Genomic DNA, 251 nt, shown 5'->3' on the forward strand with positions numbered 1-251 from the left:
TGGCCTACATGGACGTCGACCTCTCCACCGACCTGGCCGCCCTTGCCCCGCTCCTTGCGCCCCTCATTTCGGGTCATTCAGACCTCGCCATCGGCACCCGCCTTGCCCGCAACTCCCGGGTGGTCCGCGGTCCCAAAAGGGAATTCGTCTCCCGCAGCTACAACATGCTGCTGCACACCTTGATGGGGGCCCGCTTCTCCGATGCGCAATGTGGCTTCAAAGCCATCCGCGCAGACGTTGCCCATCGGCTG

At 64.5% G+C, this 251-nt stretch carries 1 protein-coding gene; it reads left to right on the forward strand.

Annotated features, from left to right (window positions below):
* Positions 1–251: glycosyltransferase family protein (locus SB847_RS21770; protein WP_486304288.1), on the forward strand; the 251-nt coding region annotated here is incomplete at both ends.

Source organism: Bacillus sp. SIMBA_026 (assembly GCF_046535335.1).
Classification (GTDB): Bacteria; Bacillota; Bacilli; order Bacillales; family Bacillaceae; genus Bacillus; species Bacillus velezensis.